The following is a 20,112-nucleotide window of genomic DNA, read 5'->3' as shown; positions in this document are numbered from 1 at the left end:
AATGACCGGTTCACGCCACCCCCTCAAGCCAGTATGCGAACGCCTACACGAATTATCGCACGAGAGTGCGGCGACTCTCATTGGTTTTCCACAGGAGATTCGATGAGAATATCGAGAAGATTGCCCATTTTGGGACTACCGCACAACAGGAAGGCGATCACGAGTGAACCTCGCCACCGAGGCCACGAAGCGTTACATTTCCCGCCATAGCGTCGACTTACTTAAATGCCCTCACATATCCTCACATGCTCGCTGGAAAAGAATTCACTGGACATCCCGCTATTGATGGTTCTAACCCGAGCAAAGGCTGACTTTTGAGCGATGAAGCAGGAATTACCCGGACTCCTCCTATCGGCCCCCGCAGGCCACTCCGCCGATCCCAGCACCGCCAGGGCAACGGCAAGGCGGCTGATCCACGAGTGGCCGTGCGAGCAAGACACGCCGCTCCAGGAACCGATGCGAGCGATCTCACACCACGCCGAGGAGGAGAGCGCGATCCTGTCCACTCTCGCCAAAGCACTGCCGCGCGAATGCCTGGCGGAGATGGGTGGCGCGTTCAGCGAGCGGAAGGCGCAGGTATTTGAGGCCCGACCAGGCTCGCCGCTCGATCGAAGAACGAACCGCACCCTGAGCGGCCTCTCAGTGTGGCTGCCGCTTCACATCACCCGTCTGCGGGCGGCCTCACCCCGCATGGCGCATGCGGCTCAGCCCCGGAAGCGACACGCCCGGTAAGCGCACGGCCCCGGAAGCGACACGCCCGGTAAGCGCACGGCCCCGGAAGCGACACGCCCGGTAAGTGCACGGCCCCGGTAGCGCACGGCTGCCAGCGTCGGCGGGGCCCGGCACCGCCGCAGGCCCGCGCTGGCCGCGCGTACGGGCCCGCGCGGCCACGCCGGTCGCCGCCAAGGCGCGCGCCAGGGCGCGTGCGCCGACCACAGAGCGACACGGAGTCACGAACCGTCAGACCAGATGGGCTACAAGATCGGCAAGGCTATCGACGACCACACCGGCTTCGGCGGCCTCCGGCCGGGCCGCGTGGAGGTAGCCCCATGGGCCCCGGCGCAGCAGTGCAGTGCGCATCCCCGCCCGCTTGGCCGGGAGAACATCGTTGTCGAGCCTGTCGCCGACGTAGAGGATCTCCTCCGGTCGTCGGCCTGCCACGGCGGCGACCTTGGCGAAGAACTCCGGAGCGGGCTTCTCGACCTCCCAGGCGGCCGAGGTGTGGATGGCGTCCACGGGCAGATCCATGGCGACCAGAGCGTCGTACGCCTGGCTCGGCTGGTTGCCCGCGATGATCAGCTCGTATCCGGCGGACCTGAGCACCGCGAGGCTGTCGCGCACATCCGGGTACAGGTCGTCTCCGTCGAAGTTCTCGCGCAGGCTGTACGGGTCGTCCCGCCGCCATGCCTCGATCTCGGCGTCGAGGTCGAGGCCGGGGCGGATCACCTGGAACGCGTCCGCGTGTGAGCGGTCGAGCGCTGCCATCCCGCCGAGGACGCCCATGAACGTCAGACACGGCACCCCGAGCCGGTCGGCCCACCGGGACCAGATCCGCGTCTCGTCGATCAGCGTCTCGCCGACGTCGAACACCAGTGACCGGATCACGGCCGCTTCCACGCTTCCCCCACGTTCTTCCATCACAGTTGGTCCATCGCCTTGCGGATGCGCTTCTCCGAGATCGGGGCCGGGGTGCCGAGCTGCTGGGCGAAGAAACTCACCCGCAGTTCCTCGATCATCCACCGGATCTCGCGTACGGCCGGCGCGTCCCGCTCGGCCGGTTTCAGCCGGTCGAGCAGGTCGCGGTAGTCGTCCTCGACGTCGTGGACGCGGTGCATCCACTCGCGGTCGCGATAGGGGTCGTCCGGTAGCTTCTGCAGGCGGCGCTCGACCGCCCGCAGGTAGCGGTGCAGGTCGGACAGCCGGGTGTACCCGGTCGTGGTGACGAACCCCGGGTGGATCAACCCGTCGAGCTGCTCCTTGATGTCGGCGACCGCGTCCGCCGGGCCGGCGATGGAGTTCTGCACGGCGTGCCAGGTCGCCAGGACGCGCTCCGCCTTGCCGACGACGTCCTCGGTGGTGTCGTACAGCCCGGCGCGCACGTGGTCGTGCAGCCGCGCGAAACCGGCGGCGTCCCACGCGGGACCGCCGGCCTGACTGATCAGCCGGTCGGCCGCGCAGGCCGTGCAATCGTCGAACAGCTCGGCGGCGCCTCCGTGCGGGCTGCGGCTGAGCGCCAGCTTCTGTGCCGTGGTGAGCCCGCGCAGGATGGCCTTGGCCGGGTTGACCGAGCCCAGCAGCAGCAGGCGGCGGGTGCCGGCCCACATGGCGCGCCGCTGTTCGGCCTGGGTCTCGAACATCCGGACGGCGACGCTGTCCTTCTCGTCGACGAGCGCGGGGTAGCCCTTCATCCTGCCCTGCTCGAACACCTGCGGCAGCGTGCCGATGGTCCACTCGCGCAGGCCGGTGCGTTCGAGATCGTCGGCCGCCTTGGACAGGGTCGCACGGAGCTTCGGCGCGAGCCGCCGCTTGAGCCCGTCGAGGTCCTTGTCCTCGGCGATCGCGTGCTTCCTGTCGTCGATCACGCGGTACGTGATGCGCAGGTGGTCGGGCACCTGGTCGAGGGCCCAGGCGTCGCGCGGGATCGTGACGCCGGTCATCCGGTGCAGCTCCCGCTCCAGGACGTCGAACAGCGCGTCCGCCGGTGCCCCGCTCTCCTGCCTCGCGGAGACCGCCTCGAGTACGGCCTTCGCGTAGTTGGGAGCGGGCACGAAGTTGCGGCGCAGCTGCTTGGGCAGCGACCTGATCAGCGCGGTGACGAGGTCCTCGCGCAGCCCCGGGATCTGCCAGTCGAACCCGGCCGGATCGACCTGGTTGAGCACCGCGAGGGGCACATGCACGGTGACGCCGTCGGCGTCGGTGCCCGGTTCGAACTGGTAGGTGAGACGCATCCGCTGGCCGCTCTGCCGCCAGGCGTCGGGGTAGTCCCGGGCGCTGACGCCGGCGCTCTCGTTGACCAGCATCTCGGGCGAGAACGTCAGCAGGTCGGGCTTGGCCGGGGCGGTCTTCTTCCACCAGCTGTCGAAGTGGCGTCCGGAGACGACGTCGGTGGGGATCCGCTGGTCGTAGAAGTCGAACAGCGTCTCGTCGTCGACCAGGATGTCGCGGCGGCGGGCCTTCTCCTCAAGCTGCTCCACCTCCTGGAGCAGCTTGCGGTTCTCGTGGAAGAACTTGTGGTGGGTCCGCCAGTCGCCTTCCACGAGCGCGTGCCGGATGAACAGCTCGCGGCTCAGCTCGGGGTCGATCCTGCCGTAGTTGACCTTGCGCTCGGTCACGATCGGCACGCCGTACAACGTGACCTTCTCGAAGGCCACGACGGCCGCCTGGTCCTTCTCCCAGTGCGGCTCGCTGTAAGTGCGCTTGACGAGGTGCTGGGCGAGCGGCTCGATCCAGCCCGGCTCGATCTTGGCGTTGACCCGGGCCCAGAGCCGCGAGGTCTCCACCAGCTCGGCCGACATGACCCACTGCGGCTGCGCCCTGGCCAGCGCCGACCCCGGGAAGATCGCGAAGCGGGCGTTCCTCGCGCCGATGTACTCGGTGATGGGACGGCGTGGGCCGTCCTGCTTCCGGGCTCCCTTCGACTCGACGTCCTTGACGCCGATGTGGGACAGCAGCCCGGACAGCAGCGAGACGTGCACCCGCTGGGGATCGGCGTCGACACTGTTGATGACGACGCCGAGGTTCTTGGCGACCTGGCGGAGCTGGCTGTCGATGTCCTGCCACTCGCGTACACGCAGGTAGTTGAGGAACTCGGTCCGGCACAACCGGCGGAACGCGCTGGAGGACAGCTCCCGCTGCTGCTCCTTGATGTGGTTCCACAGGTTCAGATAGGTGACGAAGTCGGATTCCTTGTCGGCGAACCTGCGGTGCTTCTCGTCGGCCGCCTGCTGCTTGTCCGCCGGGCGCTCGCGCGGGTCCTGGATGGACAGCGCGGCCGTGATGATCATGACCTCGCGTACGCAGCCGTTCTTGTCGGCCTCCAGGACCATGCGGGCCAGCCGCGGGTCCACGGGAAGCTGCGCGATCTTGCGGCCGACCGGGGTGAGCCCCTTGGCGTCCATGGCGCCGAGCTCGTGCAGCAGGTTGACGCCGTCCTTGATCTGCCGGCTGTCCGGCGGTTCGACGAAGGGGAAGGCCGCGATGTCGCCGAGGCCCAGCGAGGTCATCTGGAGGATGACCGACGCCAGGTTGGTGCGGAGGATCTCCGGATCGGTGAATTCGGGCCTGCTGAGGAAGTCCTCCTCCGAGTAGAGCCGGATGCAGATGCCGTCGGAGGTGCGGCCGCAGCGTCCCTTGCGCTGGTTGGCGCTCGCCTGGGAGACGGGCTCGATGGGCAGCCGCTGCACCTTGAGCCGGTGGCTGTACCGGGAGATACGCGCGGTGCCGGGATCGATGACGTACTTGATGCCGGGGACCGTGAGGGAGGTCTCCGCGACGTTGGTGGCGAGGACGATCCGGCGGCCGCGGTGCTGCTGGAACACCCGGTGCTGCTCGGCCGCGGACAGCCGGGCATACAGCGGGAGGACCTCCTCGGGGCGGCCCTTCAGCGCGTCGGCGGTGTCCCGGATCTCCCGTTCGCCGCTGAGGAAGACGAGGATGTCCCCCGGGCCCTCGGCGCACAGCTCGTCGACGGCGTTGACGATGGCCTGGGTCTGGTCGTCGTCCTCCTCGATCGGGCGGTGCCGTACCTCGACGGGGTAGGTGCGGCCGGAGACCTCGACGATCGGCGCGTCCCCGGCGGGCGAGGAGAAGTGCCGCGCGAACCGCTCGGGGTCGATCGTGGCGGAGGTGATGATCACCTTGAGGTCCGGCCGTTTCGGCAGCAACTGCCTGATGTAGCCGAGGATGAAGTCGATGTTGAGGCTGCGCTCGTGCGCCTCGTCGATGATGAGCGTGTCGTACCGCAGCAGCAGCGGGTCGGTCTGCATCTCCGCCAGCAGGATGCCGTCGGTCATCAGCTTGACCAGAGTGCCGTCGCTGGAGTGGTCGGTGAAGCGCACCTTGTAGCCGACCGCGTCACCGAGGGGGATCGACAGCTCTTCGGCGATGCGCTCCGCCACGGTGCGCGCCGCGATCCGCCGCGGCTGGGTGTGGCCGATCAGACCGTGCACGCCGCGGCCCAGCTCCAGGCAGATCTTCGGGAGCTGGGTGGTCTTGCCGGAGCCGGTCTCGCCCGCGACGATGACGACCTGGTTGTCGCGGATGGCCTCGAGCAGGTCGTCCTTGCGCCGGCTGACCGGGAGCTGCGGCGGATAGCTGATCACGGGTACGGCCTCACGCCTGGCCGCGACCCGGAGTTCGGCCGCCTCGATGTCGGCGGCGATCTCGGCGGCCACGGCCTGGCGTGCCTTGCCGTCCCGTATCTTGCGCATGCCGTCGATGCGCCGGCGGAGCCTGCGCTGGTCGCGCAGCATCAGATCAGGCAGGCTTTCCTGGAGATCGGCGAGCGAAGTTTTCATCCCGCCGTAAGCATAGGTAAGAGCGGGTACGTCTCCGCCACCGGATTACCTCCGGCGTGATCAACCTCGTGATCAACCTCGTGATCAGCGGCATGATCGGCCACTTCCGGGGCCGAAATCTATGGTGTCCGGGTAGGAATTCCGGCCATTGGTCCACAGTGACAGACCGCTGCCAGACTGCGAGGCGAGGACGGCTGGGGAGCCGACCGGGGCGACCAGCACCGACCGGGAGGAAGAATGATCATCGTGTGCGGCGAGGCCCTCATCGACCTCGTCCCTGCGGGCGCCGAGAACACCTGGCGCGCCGTTCCGGGAGGCGGCCCGGCGAACACGGCCGTCGCTGTCGCGCGCCTCGGCACCCCCGCGCGCCTACTGTGCCGGCTGTCGCGGGACGGGTTCGGATGGCGACTGCGCGACCACCTGACCGCGAACGGAGTCGACCTCGGCCTCGCGGTCGAGACGGCCGAGCCGACGACCCTCGCCGTGGTGGACCTCGACGAGCACGGCTCCGCCGACTTCCGGTTCTACATGGAGCGCACCGCCGACTGGCAGTGGACTCCCGGCGAGCTGCCCGCGTCGCTCCCGCCCGGCACGCGCGCGCTGCACGTCGGCTCGCTCGCCGCGGTCGTACGGCCGGGCGCCGCCGTCCTGCGATCATGGGCGGCCGGACACAGGGACGCGGTCACGGTGGTCTACGACGTCAACGTGCGGCCGGCCGTCCTCCCCGGGCGGGAGCCGTACCTGGAGCAGGTGGAGGCGTGGCTCCGGGTGGCGCACGTCGTCAAGGCGAGCGAGGAGGACCTCCGCTGGCTCCACCCCGAACGCGACCCGCTCGACACGGCCCGCGCGTGGCTCGCCGACCACGGCCTGGACCTCGTGCTCGTGACCAGGGGCGCCGCCGGGGCCGTGGCGCTGGGCGGCGACGGTCCCCCGGTGGAGGCGGACGGCGTCGCCGTACGCGTGGTGGACACGGTGGGGGCCGGAGACGCCTTCACCGGCGCGTTCCTGCACGCGTCGATGGACCGGGCCATGCCCCTCGCCGAATCCCTGCGCTACGCGGTCCGGGCCGCCGCGCTGACCTGCACGCGCGAGGGAGCGGCGCCGCCGGCACGCGCCGAGGTGGACGCCGGTATTTAACCATTTGTCCGTTACACACTGTTTGTACGCCATTGCGAAGGGTAGCGCTAACAAGGCAAACCACCACCAGGGGGGAACATGATCAGCACACTCCACAGGATGGGGCTGCGCTCCGGCATGATGTACACGGCCGGACTCGCCTCGATCGGCTTGGCCGCCGCGTCGTGGTTCGTGTCGAGGAACTACGAACCCGCGGGCCAGGAGCGGGCCGACCACTGGGGCCTCTTCCTCGGCGAGTGGGCACCCGCGTTCTTCGGCATGGGGATCGCGCTCCGCATCGAGGAGATGCGCGAGACGAGGCAGCAGGAGATGTCCGAGTGGCAGGAGGCGCAGCAGCAGGCCATGCGCACCCCTACACGCGCGGGCGTGTGACAGGCTGATCATTCCGCGCCCGGTTCCACTCCGCCGTACCCGGGCGCGGGTACGACCCCTGGCGGGCTACCGGCGAGAATGGGCCGGTGAGCACTGACCTCGGTTATCCCGATCCGGCCAGCCCGGCGTTCCTCTTCGACCTTGACGGCACTCTGATCGACAGTGTCTACCAGCACGTGATCGCGTGGCGATCCGCGCTGGCCGGGATCGGCATCGACCTGTCGGTCTGGCGGATCCACCGGCGCATCGGCATGAGCGGCGGCCTCTTCGTCACCGCGTTGCTGCGTGAGACCGGCCTGTCCCTGACCCAGGAGCAGATCGACGACCTGCAGCACGCGCACGCCGCCGCCTACACCGAGCAGCTGGACTCGGTGAAGCCGCTGCCGGGGGCGATCGAGCTGCTGTCCGAGCTCACCGAGCGCGGGGTGCCGTGGGCGATCGCGACCAGCGGATACGCCAAGACCGCCCGGCGGGCGCTCGACATGCTCCGGCTGCCGGAGGACACCCCCATGGTCACGCGTGACATGGTGCGCCGGGCCAAGCCCGACCCCGACCTCTTCCTCGCCGGCGCCGCCGCGCTCGACATCGACCCCCGCTCGGCGATGGTGGTCGGGGACAGCGTCTGGGACCTGCTCGCCGCACGCCGCGCCGGGGCGCTCGGGATCGGCCTGCTGTCCGGCGGGTACGGCAGGGACGAGCTGGAGCGCGCCGGAGCCTTCCGGGTCTACGCCGACCCGGCCGACATGCTCAACCGCCTCGACGAGCTCGGCGTACGGCAGAACCCGTGACGCCCTTCCCACGACCTCAAGCGATGCACGTGCCCGTGCGGGGAGTGCTTCAGGCCGAGAACGTGGGGTGAACGGGAGCCCGCGTGGGCTCCCGTTCAGCCGGTGACGATCGTCAGGTCGGCGCGGCCGCGGACGTCGTCGGCGGCGTAGAAACGCTCCTCCTGGTCCGCCCAGCGAGTCCAGTGGGGCAGGTAGAGGTCCCCGTCCCGGGTCAGGGCCCGGGACCTGCGGACGTCGTCGGGGGCCTCCACCCAGATCAGGCCGCTCAGGAACGGCGCGGCGCTCCTCGCGCCGCAGCCGACGCCCTCGACGAGGAGCGCCCCCGTTCTGGGCTCCTCGCGCCATTCGGCGTACTTCCCCGCGGCCCAGTCGTAGCGCCGCCAGCGCGCGGGGCGTCCCAGGCTGAGCGGCCGCAGGACCCATTCCACGAGCGCGTCGATGCCGCCGAGCAGGCCGTCCCATCCCGGATAGAGATCGTCCATCCGGACGACGGGCAGGTCCCGCCCGGCCGCGAGCACCGTGGCCAACGTGGACTTGCCCGCTCCTGACCGCCCCTCAATGGCCAGGACGCGTGTGCCGCCGGCCCGGGCTGGAAGGCCGCCGGCCCAGGCGGCGATGCCGGGCGCGTCCATGGTCATGCCCGGCGCCGTCCCCCCGCCGGGGACAATGCCTCGGCCCGGTGTCGTCCCCTGTACCGGGGCCATGCCTCGTGCCTGGGTCTCCCGCACTGCGTCACTTCCCTCGTACGGCCCGCGTCAGGGACCCATGATGCGTGGTCAGGCCCCGCAGAACCACTTCGAGGTCCAGATCCTGATCCACTCCCCTGGCGGGTAGACCCGGCCGTTGGTGACGATCCACTTGGTGCGGGACCGTCCGTCCCGCGTCTTCGGCCGGTTGCGCGCCCCTGTCCGTCCTCAGCCCGTACGGCGCCCGCGGGGCGTGTCGAGCACCATGCTGGTCTCGCCGAAGTCCGCCACGATCTTGAGCTGGCCGCCGAGCGCCGTCACGTACGCCGCCAGTGTCGCCACCTCACTGACCATCCCATTCTCGATCTGCGAGATACGCGCCTGGGACACCCCCATCGCCTGAGCGACCTCTTCTTGGCGCAGGCCACGCCTTCGCCGCGCCTCCGCCAGTTGGTGGGCACGTTGGCGGGCCATCAACTCGTCGCCGCGTTCGGCGATCTCCTGCTCGTCTTCAGGACGGATGAGTTCGGCTCGCAACTTCTCCCAGGTCACCGCCCGATCGCTCATAGTTCCCTCTCCTTGAGATACCGCGAGAAGCGCACTTCCGCCGTCTTGATCGCAACGTCGTACCACCCATGCCAGTCGGCGGACTTGTCCCCCGCGACCAGGAAGACGGCCTGACGCCATGGGTCGAAAGCGAAGATCAGCCGCACTTCGCTACGTCCGCTCGACCCGGGTCTGAGCTCCTTGAGATTCCGGATGGTAGAACCCGCGAGGGTGTCGACCAGCGGCCGCCCCAGCCCCGGACCCTCCTGCGCGACCCGATCCAAGGCGGCTGCGATCAACAGGAGCGTCTGCCGATCCACCTTCCTCAACTCGTGAAGCCAGTCACGAACCTCCGGAACGATCACTATCTGCCAACTCACGTCAGCATAATAAATTTCTTATGTCCACCCAAGAGGGCGGTTGGCAACTCTTCGTATTGGATGCGTCACAGGAACCAGGTGGTGAGACGGGGAACGACGGCGACAAGGGCGCGGGTGTACGGGTGCCGAGGCAGGAAGAAGACGTCGTCCACGTCGCCCCCTCGACGACCTCGTCTTTCATGAGCATTCCCCTGGCAGACCGCCGGCGGCGCGCGTAACCCGATCGTGGAGGCGGCGCTCGATCAGGCGTCGGCGAGCGGCGCGGTCGACCGGTACGTGCGCCAGATCGTTACGTCGTAGCAGATGGCGAGCGCGGCGCCGACGAGCAGGGGCGCACCGGCGAGGCCGAGCGGTCCGGCGAGCAACGCGGTCGCGACGAGGGGGCTGACGGAGACCGCGACACTGCGGGCGATGCTGGTCATGCTGGCGGCCACCGTCCGCTCGCTCGGCCGTACGATCACCGCCATGAACGCCTGACGCGCCGGTACGTCGATCTTCGAGAGGCTCTGCCGCAGCAGGAGCAGGACGACCGCACTGCCGAGGCCGGGGGCGAAGGCGACGCAGGCGAGGATCACATTGGACGCGAAGTGCGGCACCAGCATCGCGGCGAGCAGCCCGCGGCGGGCGGCCAGCAGGGGCGCGGCGAGCTGCGCGAGCGCGGGCAGCAGGTTGGCGGCGAAGAAGATCAGGCCCAGTTGCGCGGTGGTGGCGCCGAAGCGGTGCGCGAACCACCAGGCGAGGACCGCCTGCACGACGAGACCTCCCGCGAAGGCATCGACGGCGAACAGTCCCACCAGCCGGCGTATCCGACGCGGCAGCCGTGACGTGGTCGCGGGAACCACGCCCTCGGGAACCGCGTCTCCGGGAACCGTGTCTCCGGGAACCGTGTCAGGCTCGGCTTCCAGTGGTGCGTGGGCTTCGGCGGCGGGCGAGAGCCGCAGGAACAGGAGCACGGTGGAGGCCGCCAGCAGCGCGTACAGCGCGAACGCGGCGTCGCCGGGGGACACGACGTGCTGCATCCCCAGCGCGGCGGCGGCCAGGCCGCCGAGCGCGCCCGCCGCGAGCGCCGTCACGTTGTAGACGGTGAACATCCGGGTGAGCCGGGCGGGCGCGCACGTCTGCGCGAGTATCGACTGCTCGACCCCGGAGAAGGGGGTGTTGTCGTTGGTCGACGGCGAGATAGTGCCGACGAAGGCCGCCGCGACCAGAGCCGGGAAGGACTCGCTGACGGCGAAGACGACACCCGCGACCGCCATCAGGCATCCGCACACGATCAACGCGCGCCGCCGGCCCCAGCGGTCGGCGAACAGCCCGAGCGCCAGGCTGGACGCCACGGAGCCCGCCGACGCGGTGGCCAGCAGCAGCCCCGTCTGCCATGGAGAGTCGCCGTCCTGGGCGAGCATCCCCGCCAGTAGAACGCTCGTACATCCGTAACCGAACGTACGCAACGCCCTCGCGGTGATGACCAGCCGCGTGTCATGCGCCATCCCGTTCGGCGATATCCGTCCGGACCGTGCAGCCATGGGTACACGGTGAGCGGCGGCCCACGCGACCGCCGCCCCGACACGCCGCCGCGACCTCCTGGAACCCCAGCGCCTCGGAAGACGTCACCCAGCTCGTACGGCTTCCGCCGGAACACCAACCGAACGAGAGGACGCCTCCTCGATCGGGCACTATTCTAAAAATCGTTAGAACATGAGAGGAGTTGTCGATGTCGTATCCCGAGGCGCGGTATCTGGGCGAGACCGGCGAGGCCAGCGGAGTCTTCCGGCCCGCCTCGGCGCCGCCGGACCTGGTGATCAGCGCGGCCACCGAGGAGCGGCCGCACAAGAGGACCGAGGTGCACTACCTGAGCACTGGCGCCTCGACCAACGGGCACTTCGGCCTCTACCGATGGGAGATGGGGCCGGGGCCGTCCGGTCCCAGCCCGCACTTCCACCGGACGATCACCGAGTCCTTCTACGTCCTGTCCGGCACCATCCGGCTGTACAACGGCGAGCGCTGGGTGGCGGGGAAGCCGGGCGACTTCCTCTACGTCCCCGAGGGCGGGGTGCACGCGTTCCGGAACGAGTCGGGCGAGCCCGCCTCGATGCTGCTGCTGTTCACACCGGGAGCGCCGCGCGAGGCGTACTTCGAGGAGCTCGCCGAGATCGCGATCACCGGGCGGCAGCTCAGCCCCGAGGAGTGGACTGAGCTCTACCGCCGGCACGACCAGTACATGGTCTGACATGGCGTCTGACATGGCCGGATTCCCCGAGGAGCCGATCTATCAGCAGCTCGCCCGCATCGGGAAGGCGTTCGCCAGTCCCGTGCGGCTGCGACTGCTGGACGTCCTGGGCGAGCGGGAGCGCACGGTCGAGGAGCTGGCCGAGGAGGCGGGGATCGCGCTGAAGAACACCTCGGCCCAGCTCCAGCAGCTCCGCGCGGCGCACCTCGTGACCAGCCGGAGGGCCGGGACCCGCGTCTACTACCGGCTGGCGGACGAGCGTGTCCCGCTGTTCCTCGGCCAGTTGCGCGACTTCGCGCACGAGCGCCTCGCCGATCTCAGGACCGCGCTGTCGGAGCACATCGACTCCCTGGAGGCGGCCCCGCCCCGGCGCGGAAACGTTCTGACCCGCCCGTACGGCCAACGGCGCGTGAAGTGACGGAGACCGGTCACTGCCGATCCGAATTTTCTTTCCCGGAATCTCGGCGGGATGTCGAGAATGGAACAGCGTGCTTCGACCTGTGGGTGAAGGCGTCGATGAACGTGAGGAGCGAGACCATGAAATACATGCTGCTGATGCAGTTCAGCGAGCAGACCGACCTTCCGCCGATCCACACCTGGCCCCCGGAGGACGTCAAGGCCCACATCGAGTTCATGCAGACCACGAACAACAAGCTCGTCGCGGACGGCGTGTTCGTGGACGCCCAGGGGCTGGCGGGCCCGGACCAGGCCAAGATCGTGCGGGCCGGCGACAGCGCCCCCGTGATCACGGACGGTCCGTTCCCCGAGACGAAGGAGTTCCTGATCGGCTACTGGATCGTCGACTGCGAGGGCCCGGAGCGGGCGGTCGAGCTCGCCGCGTACATCTCGGCCGCGCCCGGGCCCGGAGGCACGCCGCTGAACATGCCGATCGAGGTCCGTCAGGTGATGTCCGGGCCGCCGGAGGAGCTGTGACCGCTGGATAACCCGATCGTCGACGACCTGCTGCGCGAACTGGCGCCGCAGGTCGTCGGCGTGCTCACCCGCCGTTTCGGGGACTTCGACGCCGCCGAGGACGCGGTGCAGGAGTCGATGCTGGACGCCGTGGCCCAGTGGCCCGGGCAAGGCGTGCCCGGCAACCCCCGAGGCTGGCTCATCCAGGTCGCGCAGCGCCGGCTGACCGACCAGGTGCGCAACGAGCAGGCGCGGCGCCGCCGGGAGGAACTCGTGGCCGCTCAGGCGCCCCCGGAACGGCGGACGGCACCGCCGGCCGAGGACGCACGCGAGGCGGAGCGGGACGACACGCTGATCATGTTGTTCCTGTGCTGCCATCCCGCGCTGACCTCGGCATCGGCGATCGCGCTCACCCTTCGGTCCGTGGGCGGCCTCACCACGGCCGAGATCGCCAAGGCGTTCATGGTGCCCGAGGCGACGATGGCGCAGCGGATCAGCCGGGCCAAACAGCGCATCAAGGCGTCCGGCGTCCCGTTCCGGATGCCGGATCCCCACGAGCGGGCGACGCGGCTCGGCTCGGTGCTGCACGTGCTGTACCTCATCTTCAACGAGGGCTACGCCAGCAGCGTCGGCCCCGGCCTGCACCGCGTGGAGCTGTCCCGCGAAGCGGTCCGGCTGACCCGGATGGCCCACCGCCTGCTTCCGGACGACTGCGAGGTGGCCGGCCTACTCGCCCTGATGCTGCTCACCGACGCCAGGCGGCCCGCGCGGATCGACGCCAGGGGCACTCCGGTCCCGCTCGCCGAACAGGACCGGAGCCTGTGGGACGGACGGGCCATCGCCGACGGCGTCGCGCTCATCACCTGCACCCTCGCCAAGGGCTCCGTCGGGCCGTACCAGCTCCAGGCGGCGATCGCCGCCCTCCACGACGAGGCGACGACGGCCGAGGAGACCGACTGGCCGCAGATCCTGGCGCTGTACGGCCTGCTGGAGCGGATGACCGACAACCCCGTGGTCACACTCAACCGCGCCGTCGCCGCCGCCATGGTGCACGGCGCCGCGACCGGCCTCGCGATGCTCAAGGCGCTCGACGCCGACGGCCGCCTCGCCGGAAACCACCGCTTCTACGCCGCCCGGGCCCACCTGCTGGAGATGGCCGGCGACCGCCAGGCGGCGATCGACGACTACCGCAGAGCGGCGAGCCGGACGACCAGCATCCCCGAACGCGACTACCTCACCACCCGCGCCGCCCACCTCGCCCGCGATGCCTCCGGCAGGGTCTAATGCTTGGGTCTGGCCTACTTCCTGGCCTCGGCGGGCAGGAGCTCGGGGCGCGGGTGGCGGATGGGGGTCAAGGTCGCGCACAGGGCGATCGCCAGGCAGGTGATCCCGGCCGCCAGGCAGACGACCGCGACACCGAAACGGGCAGCCCCCCAGGTCAGCAAGGCCGCGCCGATCGGGCCGAGGGCCGCGTGGATGGTCCAGAACGCCGAGGTGACACGTCCCAGCAGGCGATCCGGGGTCACCTCCTGCCTCAGTGACATGGAGCAGATCCCGGCGGTGCCCCTGCAGAAGAGGAAGACGGTCGCCAGCACCGCCACCGTGGGAACGTTCGCGGACAGGCCGATGAACGAGATGGCGACACCGCACAGCGCGTACGACCCGATCCAGCAGGCGCCGAATCCGAGGGACCGGCGTGCGAAACCCGCGAAGACGGCGGCGGCCATCGACCCGACCGCGGCGGACGCCAGCACGTATCCGGCCGCACTGTCGGGCTGCCCGAGATCGTGCTTCAGGTGGAAGATGATCAGGTCGGTCAGGCCGAGGGTGAGGAATGTCAGGAACGACAGGAGGACCGTCAGCGACCGCAGCGCCGGATGCCCCCAGAGGAACCGCGCGCCCACCAGGACGTCCTTCCAGCCCGCCTGCGATATGGGCGGCGACGCATCCCCGACGGCGGTGGCGCTCCGCAACCGCGGGCGGACGAAACACAGGCCGGCGGCGGACACGGCGAAGCTTCCCGCGTCCGCCGCGATCGCGGCGGATGGGCCGTACATCGCCGAGACGAGACCGGCGAGCACGGGTCCCATGATGCTCGCGATGGAGTACGTCCCATAGAGACGGCTGTTGGCCTTCATGATCTGGCCCTCGTCGACGAGGCCGGGCACGACGGTGACGTATGCGACCTGGAAAACCATTCCAAGGGCGGCGCCAATCGGTACGACGACGTAGAGGAGCCAGATCTGCGGAGAGAAGAGCCAGACGAGCGGGATGAGCGCGTAGACAAGCGCCCGGACAAGGTCGCAGGCGATCAGCAGGGCCCGTCGGTTCACCCGGTCGGCCAGCACCCCGGCGAAGATCCCCGTGAAGATCGACGCGGCCCCCGCCAGGCCGGTCAGCAGGCCCATCTGGACGATGGAGCCCGTCGCGTGGAGAACCAGCAGCGGCATCGCCAGAGTGGAGAAGGAGTCCCCCACGACGGACAAGGTCTGCACGCTGAGAAAAACGTTGAAGTTCCGGTTCCTCCAAAGTGGTCGGGGCTGCTCCCCCGCCGCGTCCCTGGCCAACGGTTCTCCCTCAGCAGGTCTTCCCCTCGGCCCCCGGCGAATCCACACCCCCGGCCCGGCCCGCGGACCTCACAACATCTCTTCGCTACCAGGCGAGGCCGGAGACCGGGCGGTCCCCGATTACCGGCTTTCTGCCGTCATGGCCTGATTGACCGAGTGATCTCGACAGCCTAAGCAGATCCTTCCCCTCGGACCTGGTGCGACTCATGCTCGACGCCGCTCGCCACGCGCTCCACGCGACGTCACGCCAGTTGCGTCCTGGCGATCGCTTCGCGGAACTGCGCCGACGTACGGCCCGCTACTGCAACGGCGCGTTCACCCCGGCGGGAGCATCAGCGCAGCTGACGGCCCCGCACCCGAGTCGGCGGCGGACCAACCGATGTTCAGCCCCCCGCGCTGAGGGGGAGAAACCAGTACGTACCTGACTAACCTGGTGGAGAGGTGATCACGGGACAAGACCAACGATCGTTTCGGATGCGTCCCACCGGCCATACCGTACGGACCCATCCATCGAATTGGGCGGCTCAAGGCACCAGGCATTTCGACTGCTAGGACAACGGAGATCCGGAATGTCGTCGCTGAATTCCGCGCAGGACGGGCCCAGTTTCGAGCAGATGTTGTCCGAGGCCTTCAAGGTGGGGCTGGATCTGCCTGCCGAAACCGACGTGACCACGTTGGTCTTCGGGCAGCATCGACACTGGGATTCGCTGGGCCACATGTCGCTCGTCATCACTCTTGAGCAAACCTTCGGGGTATCGCTTGGGGAGAAGGACGTGCTGGAGATCGACAGTTACGCCTCCGCTGCCGCCGTCCTGAGGTCAAAGGATCGCGCCGGCTCATGAGACCAGCGCTTCTGGGGTGGTTGGACCGGCCACCGTCTGGTACGGCCATCGTGGATAGGCGGGCCGACCGGAGCTGGACCTACGCCGAGCTCGCGGCCGACGTCCTCCGGCGAGCCGCGGCCATCCCCAGCCGACGTAAGTCCCTGGTGGCCTGCCTGTGTCGTCCGGACGCGCAGTCAGCCATCGCCTATCTCGGCGCGATGGCGGCCGGCCACGCGGTCATGATGGTCGACGGCGCCGCTGACAGGGCCGCGATCGCCCGCCTCCTGGATCTCTACCAGGTCGAGTTCCTGCTGGACGGCGACCGCTGCGAACGGCTCCATATGTCGGACGGGCCCATAGACGATGAGCTGGCGGTCCTCCTCAGCACGTCAGGAAGCACGGGCAGCCCAAAGTACGTGAGGCTGAGCCGGCACAACATCGATGCCAATGCCGCACAGATCGTCCGGATCCTCGACATCGACGGTGACGAACGGGCTGTGCAAGCCCTTCCGTTGCATTACTCCTACGGGCTTTCGGTCCTCAATTCCCACCTGTTCGCCGGGGCGTCCGTGGTGTTCCCTGGTGCCAGCCTCGTGCGGCCACGGTTCTGGGAGGCCATGAGGGACAACGCGTGCACCTCCTTGGCCGGTGTGCCCTACACCTACGCGATCCTCACCCGGGTCGGCTTCGAGGACACCACCCTGCCGGACCTGCGGACCCTGAGCCAGGCCGGCGGCCGGATGGAGCCTGAGACGGTGCTCCGCTTCGGACATCACATGATCGAACGGGGCGGACGGCTCGTCGTGATGTACGGCCAGACCGAGGCGACCGCGCGGATCGCGTATGTACCGCCCGACCGGGTGCTGGACAAGCCGGACCGCGTGGGCGTGCCGGTTCCCCGTGGCCGCCTGTCGCTCGCCGACGACGGGGAACTGCTCTATGAGGGACCCAACGTCATGCTGGGGTACGCGCGACGGCGAGCGGATCTCGCCTCCGGCGACGTCAACCGCGGCCGGCTCGCGACGGGTGACCTCGCCAGCGTCGACGACGAGGGTTTCTACTCGATTGTCGGCCGTAAGCGCCGCATGGCGAAACTGAGCGGTCAGCGCGTGAACCTCGACGAGCTGGAGGTGCTGTTGGTGGCACATGGCCGGGTGGCCGCCCTGGAACTGTCGGGGCGGCTGGTCCTGGCGCGGGCGGCTGGTGACGCGACGACGTCGAGGCGTGAGCTGTCGCGGCACGCGGGCGAGCTCATCGGCATACCGACCCGTTTCATCCGCGTCCTCGACGTCGATCGGCTCCCGCTGACCAGCACCGGCAAGACCGACTATGGAAGGCTTGCGGACGAACTGGCGACCAGTGATGACTGATACCGGTATCCGCGTCGGTGCCTCTGCTGTGGGGCAGGACGACACTGTGGAACACGACGAGATCGAGCGACTGATCCAGTCGAGCAGAAGGGTCATCGGCTGCGTGGCCCCCGACGTCGAACCGGGTGTCGACGTGGCAAGTTGGATCAATGTCAGCCGGTTCGTCGACGCGTCGGGTGATGACAACCCGCTTTACCTCGATGTGCAGTACGGCGCGGGCTCGGTCCACCACACGATGCTCGCGCCCCCGACGTTCGTCCTGGCGGTCCGCGCGCCCGCCTCGACCGGGGTGCTCGACCTGACGGAGCACCGGCTGACCGGCACGCTGAGCTCGTTGCACCTCAGCTGGGACGACACCGTCCGGCTGGGTGACGCCCTCGCCGGGCGCGTCTGCGTGAGCGATGTAAGCCGACGCCTCGCCGCGGCCGACCGGGCCCGGGCCTGCGTCCGCTCCACCGTCGAATACCAGCGCAACGGAGTAGGGTTCGCGCGCGGCTGGGCGGAGGTTGAGGTTGCCCCGCTCGACGAGGACCCTTCGATGTTCCCGCACCGCTCGATCCACCGGTACGAGCCCGCCGACGTCGAGCAAATGGTGCGGGAGTTGGACACCGAACAGCCCTCCCGTGGCGCGGTCCCGCGCTTTTGGAGCGACGTCGCCGTGGGGGACACGACACCGACCCTCTTGAAGGGTCCGCTGACGCTGGCCGACCTCGAGCTGTGGGTCTTCGCCGAGGGCCGCCCGGTACGAGCCGGCAACCTGCACCACGCTCGGCTGGCCGAGCTCAAAGGACGGCGGACGACGAATCCGGTCACCGGGTGGCCGGCCTGGGACAGGGCCGAGACCTCGCTGGATTCGGCGGCCACGGCCCCCTCCGGGCCCAGCGCGCCCGGAGGTCTGCTGTTCACGCTCGCCGGCCAGCATGTGACGCACTGGATGGGTGACGACGCGTTCCTGCGGCAGTTGAGCGTGCGCATCATTCAGCCCTTCCGCTATGGCGATGCTCTGCGGCTGACCGGAGCGGTCATCGACCGCCACACAGCGACCGATGAGGCGAGGACCCGTTACCACGCGATCACTCTCCGGGTGGTGGGAAGGAACCAGCTCCGCGAGCCCGTCGTGGAGGCTTACGCCGTCGTGTTCTTGCCGGACCATGGAAAGCCGGTCAGGCTCCCCATACGGGGAGGACTGACCTGCGATGTACCGCTGGAGAACTGATGCAGACGTTCGACGAAGCCCTGGCAGAGTTCATCGAGCGAAGCAGGCAACTCCTCCACAAGGAAAGCCCTGAGGACCGCCCGCCGCCGCATCCCGCGCCGCCCTTGGATCCCAACGTCATCCCTGTGCCCAGCGCGCTGATCTTGACAGAGGATCTGATCCGGCGGTACGCCTACGCCATCGGCGAGGACAACCCGCTCTACACGGATCCGGCCTATGGGGAACGGTCCTGGCTGGGCAGTCAGGTCGCCCCTCCGACCATCCTCATCCACGTCCGTTTTCCGGCCGACCATGGTGTGCAGCGACCGCAAGGGTATCCCGTGGCGAACTTCCTGTCGGGGGTGGCATGGGAGTTCTACGACGTGCTGCGTCCCGGAATGCGTTTCACCTCGTCGAAGATCCCCCGCGAGCTCGTCGTCACCCGTGGACGGCAGGGGAAGGTCATCTTCCATCATTCCGAGAACTTCTACTGGACCAACTGCGGTGCGCTGAAAGCGAAGGCCTACGGACGCCTCATCCATCTGCCGGTGGAGCAGATGGGTGGGACCCGCGTGATGCCGGTCGAGCGGTTGGGCGAGCGGATGCTCTACAACCGCGAGCCCCATCACTACTCATCCGCTGAGATCGAGAAACTCAGCGAGGCGCTTGAGAAGGAGCAGCGCCGTGGTGCTCGCGTCTTGTCCTGGGAGGAGGTCGACGAGGGCGACGAGCTGCCGAACATCGTGCAGCCCCCGTACAGCATCCGCGACGCGTTGACCTATCAGTCGCTGGACCATGGGCTCCTCGCCGCCTTGGACGGCACGCGCCTGGTGCGTGCGTTCCGGCCTGCCTACCGGCGGTCTCGCCAGAACCCGGCCTTCGCCCGGACCCATCCCGTGACCGGATGGCCCTACACCCCCTACGACGAGCACGAGGACAGGCATCTCGCGCCCTATCGGTGCCAGCCGCTGCCCTTCGACTTCGGCATCCAGCGCGCGCAGGCACCGATCCGGCTGCTCACCAACTGGGCGGGCGACAACGCGTTCGTGCACCGCATGTACACCACCATGCGCAGGCCGATCTTCTACGGCGACGCGGCGATCTATAAGGGGAAGGTGATCCGCAAGTACGTCGCGGAGAAGACGGATACAGCGGGGCGGACCGTGTCATACGCGGCGGTGGCCATCGAGATCGTCGGCCTCAACCAGCGCGACGAGGTCCACTGCCTCGGTTACGCGACCGTATTTCTGCCGTCGGCGGCCATGGGCCAGCCGGTCCTGCCGGTTCCCCATGCCGACCGCCCGGAGTACGTGCCGTTCGACGTGCACCGTCGGGCTGGATGGTTCTAAGTCGCCTTGCCGGCGGTGCCGATCAAGCCCACGCAGGAGAGGGCCAGCCCCGGGTGCGGAGACATTCACGATTGCGGTAGGCCATGGGAAGTTCGCATACCCGCACCCTTCCTGCCGCGCCCGCCCCCGAGCCCACCAATATGGAGAACCAGGAGTCCTGGTGCTCCATATTGACGAAGATTTCTCTATATTTCCGACGATTCGGCTGCCAGGGGACGGCTCCCGCCCGGCCGCATTCGGGCC

At 68.9% G+C, this 20,112-nt stretch carries 18 protein-coding genes; 11 read left to right on the top strand and 7 right to left on the bottom strand.

Translation table 11 applies throughout. The annotated features are described in order from the left end of the window. Positions 1-960: 960 nt before the first annotated feature. Positions 961-1,605, bottom strand: a complete 645-nt coding sequence (locus QSK17_RS02890) for an HAD family hydrolase (protein ID WP_285702775.1) — start codon at positions 1,603-1,605, stop codon at positions 961-963. 32 nt (positions 1,606-1,637) lie between these two features. Then, the gene (gene hrpA / locus QSK17_RS02885; protein WP_285702774.1) at positions 1,638-5,516 is read right to left on the bottom strand and encodes an ATP-dependent RNA helicase HrpA; all 3,879 of its coding nucleotides are present in this window, start codon (positions 5,514-5,516) and stop codon (positions 1,638-1,640) included. Between the two features lie 237 nt (positions 5,517-5,753). On the opposite strand from hrpA, the gene QSK17_RS02880 reads away from it, so the two are divergent. The 3 genes from QSK17_RS02880 to QSK17_RS02870 all read left to right on the top strand — a co-directional run bounded on the left by QSK17_RS02880 (position 5,754) and on the right by QSK17_RS02870 (position 7,813). After that, complete coding sequence (locus QSK17_RS02880) at positions 5,754-6,653, top strand: carbohydrate kinase family protein (protein ID WP_285702773.1); 900 nt, start codon at positions 5,754-5,756, stop codon at positions 6,651-6,653. A gap of 78 nt (positions 6,654-6,731) precedes the next feature. Then, positions 6,732-7,025 (top strand): hypothetical protein, encoded by a 294-nt coding sequence (locus QSK17_RS02875; RefSeq protein WP_285702772.1) that lies wholly within the window; start codon positions 6,732-6,734, stop codon positions 7,023-7,025. A gap of 86 nt (positions 7,026-7,111) precedes the next feature. Further along, a complete protein-coding gene (locus tag QSK17_RS02870) occupies positions 7,112-7,813 on the top strand; it encodes an HAD family hydrolase (RefSeq protein ID WP_285702771.1) in 702 nt (233 codons plus the stop codon). A 95-nt stretch (positions 7,814-7,908) separates the two neighbouring features. Here the strand turns inward: QSK17_RS02870 and QSK17_RS02865 are convergent, their stop codons facing one another. From QSK17_RS02865 to QSK17_RS02850, 4 genes are all read right to left on the bottom strand, one after another. Next, positions 7,909-8,451 carry a nucleoside/nucleotide kinase family protein gene (locus QSK17_RS02865; RefSeq protein WP_285702770.1) on the bottom strand — a complete coding sequence of 181 codons (543 nt, stop codon included), beginning with the start codon at positions 8,449-8,451 and terminating at the stop codon, positions 7,909-7,911. 276 nt (positions 8,452-8,727) lie between these two features. Continuing rightward, entirely contained in the window at positions 8,728-9,066 is a 339-nt protein-coding gene (locus QSK17_RS02860; RefSeq protein WP_285702768.1) for a helix-turn-helix domain-containing protein, read from the bottom strand. Further along, positions 9,063-9,410, bottom strand: coding sequence for a type II toxin-antitoxin system RelE/ParE family toxin (locus tag QSK17_RS02855; protein ID WP_285702767.1), 348 nt, complete (start codon positions 9,408-9,410; stop codon positions 9,063-9,065). Before QSK17_RS02855 ends, QSK17_RS02860 begins: the two co-directional genes overlap by 4 nt. Before the next feature lie 257 nt (positions 9,411-9,667). Further along, positions 9,668-10,948, bottom strand: a complete 1,281-nt coding sequence (locus QSK17_RS02850) for an MFS transporter (RefSeq protein WP_285702766.1) — start codon at positions 10,946-10,948, stop codon at positions 9,668-9,670. 188 nt (positions 10,949-11,136) lie between these two features. Here QSK17_RS02850 and QSK17_RS02845 point away from each other — a divergent pair, with 188 nt between their 5' ends. The 4 genes from QSK17_RS02845 (at position 11,137) to QSK17_RS02830 (ending at position 13,848) form a co-directional block, all read left to right on the top strand. Then, entirely contained in the window at positions 11,137-11,652 is a 516-nt protein-coding gene (locus tag QSK17_RS02845; RefSeq protein ID WP_285702765.1) for a cupin domain-containing protein, read from the top strand. A 1-nt stretch (position 11,653) separates the two neighbouring features. Next, positions 11,654-12,070, top strand: coding sequence for an ArsR/SmtB family transcription factor (locus tag QSK17_RS02840; RefSeq protein WP_285702764.1), 417 nt, complete (start codon positions 11,654-11,656; stop codon positions 12,068-12,070). Between the two features lie 119 nt (positions 12,071-12,189). Next, positions 12,190-12,585, top strand: a complete 396-nt coding sequence (locus tag QSK17_RS02835; protein WP_285702763.1) for a YciI family protein — start codon at positions 12,190-12,192, stop codon at positions 12,583-12,585. A 3-nt stretch (positions 12,586-12,588) separates the two neighbouring features. Next, on the top strand, positions 12,589-13,848 hold the full coding sequence (locus tag QSK17_RS02830; protein ID WP_285703246.1) for an RNA polymerase sigma factor: 1,260 nt from the start codon (positions 12,589-12,591) through the stop codon (positions 13,846-13,848). Between the two features lie 14 nt (positions 13,849-13,862). Here QSK17_RS02830 and QSK17_RS02825 read toward each other — a convergent pair whose 3' ends face one another. Then, a complete protein-coding gene (locus tag QSK17_RS02825; RefSeq protein ID WP_285702762.1) occupies positions 13,863-15,179 on the bottom strand; it encodes an MFS transporter in 1,317 nt (438 codons plus the stop codon). A 521-nt stretch (positions 15,180-15,700) separates the two neighbouring features. Between QSK17_RS02825 and QSK17_RS02820 the strand changes: the two genes are divergently transcribed. From QSK17_RS02820 to QSK17_RS02805, 4 genes are read left to right on the top strand one after another with little or no spacing between them, the layout of a single operon-like run. After that, the gene (locus tag QSK17_RS02820; protein ID WP_285702761.1) at positions 15,701-15,973 is read left to right on the top strand and encodes an acyl carrier protein; all 273 of its coding nucleotides are present in this window, start codon (positions 15,701-15,703) and stop codon (positions 15,971-15,973) included. Continuing rightward, positions 15,970-17,325: an AMP-binding protein gene (locus tag QSK17_RS02815; protein ID WP_285702760.1), complete on the top strand. Its 1,356-nt coding sequence runs from the start codon at positions 15,970-15,972 to the stop codon at positions 17,323-17,325. Before QSK17_RS02820 ends, QSK17_RS02815 begins: the two co-directional genes overlap by 4 nt. Before the next feature lie 46 nt (positions 17,326-17,371). Beyond that, positions 17,372-18,541: a MaoC family dehydratase gene (locus QSK17_RS02810; protein WP_285702759.1), complete on the top strand. Its 1,170-nt coding sequence runs from the start codon at positions 17,372-17,374 to the stop codon at positions 18,539-18,541. Beyond that, positions 18,541-19,869, top strand: coding sequence for an FAS1-like dehydratase domain-containing protein (locus tag QSK17_RS02805; RefSeq protein WP_285702758.1), 1,329 nt, complete (start codon positions 18,541-18,543; stop codon positions 19,867-19,869). The genes QSK17_RS02810 and QSK17_RS02805 overlap by 1 nt, the downstream gene beginning before the upstream one ends. Positions 19,870-20,112: the final 243 nt, after the last annotated feature.

It is taken from the genome of Microtetraspora sp. NBRC 16547 (genome assembly GCF_030268965.1).
Lineage (GTDB): Bacteria > Actinomycetota > Actinomycetes > Streptosporangiales > Streptosporangiaceae > Microtetraspora.
This window is presented reverse-complemented; position numbering and strand designations above follow the sequence as displayed.

Bases quoted from the DNA above. Each gene is read 5' to 3' on its own strand.
- hrpA (WP_285702774.1), bottom strand. From the start codon at position 5,516: ATGAAAACTTCGCTCGCCGATCTCCAGGAAAGCCTGCCTGATCTGATG.
- QSK17_RS02880 (WP_285702773.1), top strand. From the start codon at position 5,754: ATGATCATCGTGTGCGGCGAGGCCCTCATCGACCTCGTCCCTGCGGGC.
- QSK17_RS02875 (WP_285702772.1), top strand. From the start codon at position 6,732: ATGATCAGCACACTCCACAGGATGGGGCTGCGCTCCGGCATGATGTAC.
- QSK17_RS02865 (WP_285702770.1), bottom strand. From the start codon at position 8,451: ATGACCATGGACGCGCCCGGCATCGCCGCCTGGGCCGGCGGCCTTCCA.
- QSK17_RS02860 (WP_285702768.1), bottom strand. From the start codon at position 9,066: ATGAGCGATCGGGCGGTGACCTGGGAGAAGTTGCGAGCCGAACTCATC.
- QSK17_RS02850 (WP_285702766.1), bottom strand. From the start codon at position 10,948: ATGGCTGCACGGTCCGGACGGATATCGCCGAACGGGATGGCGCATGAC.
- QSK17_RS02845 (WP_285702765.1), top strand. From the start codon at position 11,137: ATGTCGTATCCCGAGGCGCGGTATCTGGGCGAGACCGGCGAGGCCAGC.
- QSK17_RS02840 (WP_285702764.1), top strand. From the start codon at position 11,654: ATGGCGTCTGACATGGCCGGATTCCCCGAGGAGCCGATCTATCAGCAG.
- QSK17_RS02835 (WP_285702763.1), top strand. From the start codon at position 12,190: ATGAAATACATGCTGCTGATGCAGTTCAGCGAGCAGACCGACCTTCCG.
- QSK17_RS02820 (WP_285702761.1), top strand. From the start codon at position 15,701: ATGTCGTCGCTGAATTCCGCGCAGGACGGGCCCAGTTTCGAGCAGATG.
- QSK17_RS02815 (WP_285702760.1), top strand. From the start codon at position 15,970: ATGAGACCAGCGCTTCTGGGGTGGTTGGACCGGCCACCGTCTGGTACG.
- QSK17_RS02805 (WP_285702758.1), top strand. From the start codon at position 18,541: ATGCAGACGTTCGACGAAGCCCTGGCAGAGTTCATCGAGCGAAGCAGG.